Origin of the sequence: Streptomyces sp. BR123, assembly GCF_013401435.1 — a bacterium.
Taxonomy (GTDB): Bacteria; Actinomycetota; Actinomycetes; order Streptomycetales; family Streptomycetaceae; genus Streptomyces.
In genome coordinates this window covers 1-7,271 of the sequence record NZ_JACBGN010000333.1, presented here as the reverse complement: position 1 = coordinate 7,271, position 7,271 = coordinate 1, and the positions used below count along the sequence as shown (strand labels likewise).

7 protein-coding genes are annotated in these 7,271 nt (G+C 72.0%); 4 read left to right on the top strand and 3 right to left on the bottom strand.

Annotation, left to right across the window (positions count from 1 at the left end):
- The first annotated feature begins 52 nt into the window (after positions 1 to 52).
- Entirely contained in the window at positions 53 to 1,441 is a 1,389-nt protein-coding gene (locus HYE82_RS31750; RefSeq protein ID WP_256987947.1) for an NCS2 family permease, read from the top strand.
- Here HYE82_RS31750 and HYE82_RS31745 read toward each other — a convergent pair.
- Positions 1,434 to 1,616, bottom strand: coding sequence for a ribbon-helix-helix protein, CopG family (locus tag HYE82_RS31745; RefSeq protein WP_179177660.1), 183 nt, complete (start codon positions 1,614 to 1,616; stop codon positions 1,434 to 1,436). The genes HYE82_RS31750 and HYE82_RS31745 overlap by 8 nt on opposite strands.
- Before the next feature lie 171 nt (positions 1,617 to 1,787).
- Between HYE82_RS31745 and HYE82_RS31740 the strand changes: the two genes are divergently transcribed.
- Complete coding sequence (locus HYE82_RS31740; RefSeq protein WP_179177659.1) at positions 1,788 to 2,225, top strand: MarR family winged helix-turn-helix transcriptional regulator; 438 nt, start codon at positions 1,788 to 1,790, stop codon at positions 2,223 to 2,225.
- Between the two features lie 148 nt (positions 2,226 to 2,373).
- Positions 2,374 to 3,639 (top strand): MFS transporter, encoded by a 1,266-nt coding sequence (locus tag HYE82_RS31735; RefSeq protein WP_179177658.1) that lies wholly within the window; start codon positions 2,374 to 2,376, stop codon positions 3,637 to 3,639.
- Between the two features lie 335 nt (positions 3,640 to 3,974).
- Here HYE82_RS31735 and HYE82_RS31730 read toward each other — a convergent pair whose 3' ends face one another.
- Positions 3,975 to 5,030 (bottom strand): WD40 repeat domain-containing protein, encoded by a 1,056-nt coding sequence (locus tag HYE82_RS31730; protein ID WP_179177657.1) that lies wholly within the window; start codon positions 5,028 to 5,030, stop codon positions 3,975 to 3,977.
- A 76-nt stretch (positions 5,031 to 5,106) separates the two neighbouring features.
- On the opposite strand from HYE82_RS31730, the gene HYE82_RS31725 reads away from it, so the two are divergent.
- The gene (locus HYE82_RS31725) at positions 5,107 to 5,799 is read left to right on the top strand and encodes a GDSL-type esterase/lipase family protein (RefSeq protein ID WP_179177656.1); all 693 of its coding nucleotides are present in this window, start codon (positions 5,107 to 5,109) and stop codon (positions 5,797 to 5,799) included.
- 100 nt (positions 5,800 to 5,899) lie between these two features.
- Here HYE82_RS31725 and HYE82_RS31720 read toward each other — a convergent pair whose 3' ends face one another.
- The gene (locus HYE82_RS31720) at positions 5,900 to 6,889 is read right to left on the bottom strand and encodes an aldo/keto reductase (RefSeq protein ID WP_179177655.1); all 990 of its coding nucleotides are present in this window, start codon (positions 6,887 to 6,889) and stop codon (positions 5,900 to 5,902) included.
- Positions 6,890 to 7,271 lie beyond the last annotated feature (382 nt).

The window sequence follows — 7,271 nt, the reverse complement described above, 5'->3', positions numbered from 1 at the left end:
CCCGGCCACCGCGCCGGCCGCGCAGCCCCCGGCCCCCGGCCCCCAGTCGGGCCTGGACCGCTTCTTCAAGATCACCGAGCGCGGCTCGACCGTCGCCCGCGAGGTCCGCGGCGGTTTCGCCACGTTCTTCGCGATGGCCTACATCATCGTGCTGAACCCGATCATCCTGGGCAGCGCGAAGGACATGTACGGCCACCAGCTCGACGGCGGCCAGCTGGTGACCGCCACCGTCCTGACGGCCGCCTTCACCACCCTCCTCATGGGGGTCATCGGCAACGTCCCGATCGCCCTCGCGGCCGGCCTCGGCGTCAACACCGTCGTCGCCCTCCAGCTGGCCCCGCGCATGAGCTGGCCCGACGCCATGGGCATGGTGGTCCTGGCCGGCCTCGTCGTGATGCTGCTGGTCGCGACCGGCCTGCGCGAGCGGGTCATGAACGCCGTCCCGCTCGGCCTGCGCAAGGGCATCGCGATCGGCATCGGCCTGTTCATCATGCTGATCGGGCTGGTCGACTCGGGCTTCGTCACCCGCATCCCGGACGCGGCGCACACCACCGTGCCGCTGCAGCTCGGCACCGGCGGCCAGCTGCACGGCTGGCCCGTACTCGTCTTCGTCGTCGGCGTGCTGCTGACCCTCGCCCTGCTGATCCGCAAGACGCCCGGCGCGATCCTGATCTCCATCGTGGCCATGACCGTGGTCGCCGCCGTCGTCCAGGCCGTACTGGAGCTGCCCGCCGCCGACTGGGGCCTGACCGTTCCCGAGTGGCCGGGCAACCCGGTCGCCGCCCCCGACTTCGGGCTCGTCGGCGAGGTCAGCCTGTTCGGCGGCTTCGGCGAGGTCGGCCTGCTGACCGGCTGCCTGTTCGTCTTCACCGTGCTGCTGTCCTGCTTCTTCGACGCGATGGGCACGATCCTCGGCGTCGGCGACGAGGCCAAGCTGATCGAGAAGGACGGCACCTTCCCCGGCATCAACAAGGTCCTGCTCGTGGACGGCCTGGCCGTCGCCTCCGGCGGCGCGACCTCCTCCTCCGCCACCACCTGCTTCGTGGAGTCCACGGCCGGCGTCGGCGAGGGCGCCCGCACGGGCCTGGCCAACGTGGTCACGGGCGGCCTCTTCGCCGTGGCCCTGTTCCTCACCCCGCTCGCCACGATGGTCCCGTCCCAGGCGGCCACCCCCGCCCTCGTGGCGGTCGGCTTCCTGATCCTCGCGGGCTCGGTGAAGGAGATCGACTGGAGCGACTTCACCATCGCCGTCCCGGCCTTCCTGGCCATGGTGATGATGCCGTTCACCTACTCGATCACCAACGGCATCGGCATCGGCTTCATCGCCTTCAGCGTGCTGCGGCTGGCGACCGGCCGGGGCCGGGAGGTCCCCGCGGCCATGTACGCGGTCTCGGCGGTGTTCCTCTTCTACTACGCGATGCCCGCCCTGGGCCTCACGTGACCCCGTAGAACTTCTCCGTCTCGTCGACGGCCGCCTTGAAGCGCTCGTCGAAGTCATCGCGAATGAGCGTCCGGACGACATAGTCCTGGACGCTCATTCCGCGTTTGGCGGCGTGGACGCGGAGGCGGTCGAGCAGCTCCCCGTCTATGCGCATGCTGAGCACCTGTGTCCCCATGCGGACAGAGTCCTGGCACAGGGCGTGGCCGCGTGTCGCTTTTCCCGACTTCCTCACCCGTACGAGTGATGGGCGGGCGGCGCGTACGAGTGAGGGGGCGTGACGTCGGCCCGGCGCGGGGTGACGATAAACCGTTGTTACTTAGCCAGAGTAATGAGTTACCCTAAAGACATGCTTGACCTCACCCATGGCGACGACGCCGCCGCCGTGAACGACCTGCGCTCCGCCGTCATGCGGCTGGGCCGACGCCTGAAGCACCAGCGCGTCGACGAATCGCTGAGCCCGACCGAGATGTCGGTCCTCGGCACCCTCGCCCGGTGCGGCCGGGCCACCCCGGGCGAACTCGCCCGCCGTGAACACGTCCAGCCGCCGTCCATGACGCGCATCGTCGCACTGCTGGAGGCAAAGGGACTGGTCAAGCTGGAACCGCACCCCGACGACCGCCGACAGAAGGTGGTCAGCCAGACGGAGGAAGCCGAGGCGATGCTCGAAGAGAGCCGCCGCAAACGCAACGCCTTCCTGGCCGGGCTCGCGGCCGAGCTCACCGAGGACGAATGGGCCAAGCTGCGCGCAGCCGCGCCCGTCCTGGAGAAGCTCGCCCACCTATAGGAACCACGCCAGGAGGCGAACGCCCTTGAGTACGGGAAACGGAGCATCCTCCGCACCCGGCCATACATCCACCCCTACCACGCGCACCGCGAGCACCACACGCACCGCTCGCGCCGCGGGCCGGGCGCCGAGAACCTCACGGAACTCGATGTTCGGCTCGCTGAGGATCCGGAACTACCGGCTCTTCGCCACGGGACAGGCCGTCTCGAACACCGGCACCTGGATGCAGCGCATCGCCCAGGACTGGCTGGTCCTGTCCCTCACCGGCTCGGCCTCCGCCGTCGGCATCACCATCGCGCTGCAGTTCCTGCCGGTGCTGGTCCTCGGCCTCTACGGGGGCGTCCTCGCGGACCGGCTGCCGAAGCGGCCGCTGCTGGTCGCCACCCAGAGCCTGATGGGCCTGACCGGCGTCGCACTGGCCGCGCTCACCCTCGCCGGGCACGTCCAGGTCTGGCACGTGTACGTGGCCGCGCTCCTGCTCGGCCTCATCACGGTCGTCGACAACCCCGCCCGGCAGACGTTCGTCTCCGAGATGGTCGGACCCGCGCAGCTCGCCAACGCCGTCAGCCTGAACTCCGCCAACTTCCAGTCCGCGCGGCTGGTCGGCCCGGCACTCGCCGGTGTGCTGATCACCGCCGTCGGCTCCGGCTGGGCCTTCCTGCTGAACGGGCTGTCCTTCGCCGCCCCCGTCGCCGGCCTGCTGCTCATGCGGACCGCCGAACTGCACCCGGTCCGGCCGCAGCCGCGCGCCAAGGGCCAGCTGCGGGAGGGCCTGCGCTACGTCGCCGGACGCCCCGAACTGGTCTGGCCGATCGTGCTCGTCGGTTTCATCGGGACCTTCGGCTTCAACTTCCCGATCTGGCTGGCGGCCTTCGTCGGCGACGTCTTCCACGAGGGCGCGGGCACGTACGGGTTCCTCAACACCCTGCTCGCGGCCGGCTCCCTGGCCGGCGCCCTGCTGGCGGCACGCCGCGGGGCCTCGCGGCTGCGGCTGCTGGTCTCGGCTGCGGTCCTGTTCTCCGCCCTGGAGGTCGTGGCCGCGTTCGCGCCCGGCTTCTGGCTGTTCGCCGCTCTGCTCGTGCCGATCGGGATGTTCGGGCTGACGGTCAACGTCACCGCCAACGCGAGCGTGCAGACGGCCACCGACCCCGAGATGCGGGGCCGGGTGATGGCCCTGTACATGATGGTGTTCACCGGCGGCACCCCGATCGGCGCACCGCTGGTGGGCTGGGTCACCGACACGTACGGACCGCGGATCGGCATGGCCGCCGGCGGAGCCGTGTCGCTGGCCGCGGCAGCCGCTGTCGCGGTGGTCCTGTCCCGGGTCGGCAACCTCCGGCTGAGCGTCAGCCGCCGCGGAGTGGCCTTCGTCCCGTCCCAGCCGGGCAGCCCCGTCCTGGTCAGAGCCGCCTGACCGCCGGCCCCGACCCGCGGCCGTACCTGGCCGTACGTGGCCGTTCGCGCAGTTCCCCGCGCCCCTGATCGGGAGCCCCGGCCCGGCAGCTCACAGCAGAGCCGGGCCCTCCCCCTCCGACCAGCGCCCCAGCGGCGCGGGGACCTGCGCGGGGAGGTGTCGGCGGGCCGCACAGGCCCACCGGCAAACGGCCCCCAGGGGCGCGGGGAACTGCGCGAACAACCACGGGCGACCCGCACACGTTCACGGAGGGGCGGCCCCAGGGGCGCGGGGAACTGCGCGGGAAGGTGTCGGCGGGCCGCACTCGGGCGGGCCCCAGGGGTGCGGCCGGGCCGTCAGGAGGAGGGGCGGCGGCGGAACAGGCGCTTGGCCGCCAGGACCAGGAGCGTGCCCAGCAGCAGGACCGCCGCTCCCTTGGTGAAACCACCGCCCCCCTCACCCGGCGGGGCAGCCGCCGCACCCGGCGCAGGACTCGGGGCCGCCGGCCCCGGAGACCCGGCCGGGCCGCCCGCCGCCGACTTCACCGGCACCGCCACCACCCGGCTCCCCTCCCCCTCCGCCCCGAACAGCAGCGTCGACCCGTCCGGCGAGTACGTCACCGACTCCGCCTGGCCCTGCCACGGCGCGTCCACCCGTTCGCCCTCGCCCTCCGGCCGCCCGTCCTTCCACGGGTACGTCCGCGCGAAGAAATAGCCGCGCAGCGTGAGCCGGGCCCCGTCCGGCGAGAACGCCCCGTCCGTCACCCACGGCACGTCCGCCACCCGCCGGAACACGTTCGTTCCCGACGCGGTCAGCCGCTCCGGGCCCTCGTACAGCCCGCCCTTGTTCTCGCTCTTGCTCGCGATGTACACGCGGCCCGTCACCGGATGCACCATCAGCGCCTCCGCGTCGCGCGGCCCGTCGGCGTACTTCACCGTGAACTGCTCGGCCTCGACCGTGGCGTCGGCCAGCTGCTTCGGCTCCGGGAAGCGGTAGATCCACACGTGGTCCCAGGTGCCGTTGCGGTTGTCGCCGATGTCGCCGACGTACACCTTCCCGTCGGGTCCCACCGAGACCGCCTCGACGTCGCGCGGTTTGCCGATGCCGGTCAGCGTCAGGCGGGCCACGGTCTTCCCGGTCGCGGAGTCCACCGCGTACAGGTACGGGCCGTCGTCGCTGTCGTTGTGCGTCCAGTACACGCCCGGATGGCTCCGGCTCGCCGCCAGCCCGCTCGACTCCTTGATCCGCGGATCGGTGAGGGTGAACCCGGCCGACGCGGGCGCGGGCGCGGGGGTGGGCGCGGCAACCGCCCGGACCGGCGCCACCACGAGGACGGCGGCGGCAGCGGCAGCGGCAGCGGCAGCGGCAGCGGCAGCGGTGAGAGTGAATGACGACGGCAACGACAGGCGCATGGACCCAGCCTGCCAAAGCGGCCCGCGTGTCCGGCGTCACAGGGGCGTCCGGCGTGTGATCCGCGATGATGACCGGATGCGTTTCATGTTCGTCGGCGACTCCATGACCATCGGACGCGCCGGCGACTACACCTGGCGCTACCGGATGTGGCAGCACCTCAACGCCACCCTCGGCCGCCCGTACCGGATCGTCGGCCCGCGCTGCGAGCTGTACGACACCCGCACGGACACGCCGACCAGCCACGCGTACGCCGACCCCGGCTTCCCCGAGCGCGCCCGCCGCCACCTCGCCGGCTGGGGCGAGGGCTGGCAGCACATGGCCCCCGTCATCGGCCCCGCCGTCGCCGCCGACCGGGCCGACGTCCTGCTCGTCTCCCTCGGCCTCATCGACCTCGGCTTCTACACCGGCGCCGAGGAAACCACCGCCAACATGCGCCGCTTCGTCGCCGAGGCGCGCGCCGCCCGCCCCGGCATACGGATGGTCCTGCTGCCGGTGATACCGAACAGCCGCGCCGACGAGGACGAGCTCTTCGCCGCCGAGGTCGCCCGGTTCAACGAGCTCCTCGCCAAGGCCGTCGCCGACCTGTCCACCGACGCCTCGCCGATCCTGCTCGGCGCACGCCCGGACGCGTACGACATCCACCGCGACACCTACGACGGCACCCACCCCAACGCCTCCGGCGAGCACCGCCTGGCCGGGGAGTTCGCGGCCGTCCTGCACCAGGCCTGGGACATCGGCGGCCCCTACCGCCCCGCGGGCCCGGCGTAACGAGCCGCCCGCAACGCCCCCCTCGCCCACGGCATTTGACGCCCGTTCGACGCGGGGCCGCCGCCCCGTGGGAAGGGGCGACGGCCGTTCTACCGCTGGATCACCAGGCGAAGGCCTCCGGGGACGGCCCCGGCCCGGGGAAGATCTCGTCCAGCCCGGCCAGCACCTCCTCGCCCAGCTCCAGCTCCAGCGCGCGCAGCGCGCTCTCCAGTTGCCCGGCCGTGCGCGGGCCGACGATCGGGCCGGTGACGCCGGGCCGGGTCAGCAGCCAGGCCAGGGCGGTCTCGCCGGGCTCCAGGCCGTGCTTGTCGAGGAGGTCCTCGTACGCCTGCACCTGGGCCCGCACGGAGCTGTTGGCCAGCGCGTCGGCCGAGCGCCCCTCGGCACGCCGACCGCCCTCGACCTCCTTCCTGATGACGCCGCCGAGCAGGCCGCCGTGGAGCGGGGACCAGGGGATGACCCCGAGGCCGTACTCCCGGGCCGCCGGGACGACCTCCATCTCGGCGCGCCGCTCGGCGAGGTTGTAGAGGCACTGCTCGCTGACCAGGCCGACCATCCCGCGGCGGGCGGCCGTCTCGTTGGCCTGGGCGATCTTGTAGCCGGGGAAGTTGGACGAGCCCGCGTAGAGGATCTTGCCCTGCCGGATCAGCACGTCGACGGCCTGCCAGATCTCCTCGAAGGGGGTCCGGCGGTCGATGTGGTGGAACTGGTAGAGGTCGATGTAGTCGGTCCGGAGCCGCTTGAGGCTGGCCTCGACGGCGCGTCGGATGTTCAGCGCCGACAGCCGGTCCTCGTTCGGCCAGGTGTCGCCCTCGCGGGACATGGAGGCGTAGACCTTGGTGGCGAGGACCGTCTTCTCGCGCCGGCCGCCGCCCTGGGCGAACCAGGTACCGATGATCTCCTCGGTACGGCCCTTGTTCTCACCCCAGCCATACACGTTGGCCGTGTCCACGAAGTTCAGACCTGCGTCGAGCGCGGCATCCAGGATGCCGTGACTGGTCGGTTCGTCTGTCTGCGGACCGAAGTTCATCGTGCCGAGGACGAGTCGGCTGACCTTGAGTCCGGTGCGTCCGAGCTGCGTGTACTTCATGAGGCACAAGCCAACTGCTTCGAGCCCGCTCCAGGCAAGGGACACCCGCGAAACCACCGCTTCATGCGACAACGTGCATGGTCGCGTCTGTGCGTGGCCGCGTTCCGTCGACCCCTCGTACGGTCGTGCACGACGGCCCGCACGGTGCTGTGCGGGCGAAGGGACAGCGCATGGCGCGCGAGGAACCGCCCGGTCGCGGTCGGTGCCGCCGCTCGGGGCCGCCGGCTACTGCCCGACGGCGGCCGCCACGGCCACGACGAAGAACATCAGCACGAGCACACCGGCCATCACACGGTTACGGGTCTTGGGATCCACCCGTCGAGCCTAACGCGACCGCCGCCGCTCCCCGTACGGAGGGGGCGCGGGGCGATCTCGTATACTC

Coding starts and splice junctions, on each gene's coding strand:
- HYE82_RS31735 (WP_179177658.1), top strand. CDS start 2,374: ATGTTCGGCTCGCTGAGGATCCGGAACTACCGGCTCTTCGCCACGGGA.
- HYE82_RS31725 (WP_179177656.1), top strand. CDS start 5,107: ATGCGTTTCATGTTCGTCGGCGACTCCATGACCATCGGACGCGCCGGC.
- HYE82_RS31745 (WP_179177660.1), bottom strand. CDS start 1,616: ATGGGGACACAGGTGCTCAGCATGCGCATAGACGGGGAGCTGCTCGAC.
- HYE82_RS31740 (WP_179177659.1), top strand. CDS start 1,788: ATGCTTGACCTCACCCATGGCGACGACGCCGCCGCCGTGAACGACCTG.
- HYE82_RS31730 (WP_179177657.1), bottom strand. CDS start 5,030: ATGCGCCTGTCGTTGCCGTCGTCATTCACTCTCACCGCTGCCGCTGCC.
- HYE82_RS31720 (WP_179177655.1), bottom strand. CDS start 6,889: ATGAAGTACACGCAGCTCGGACGCACCGGACTCAAGGTCAGCCGACTC.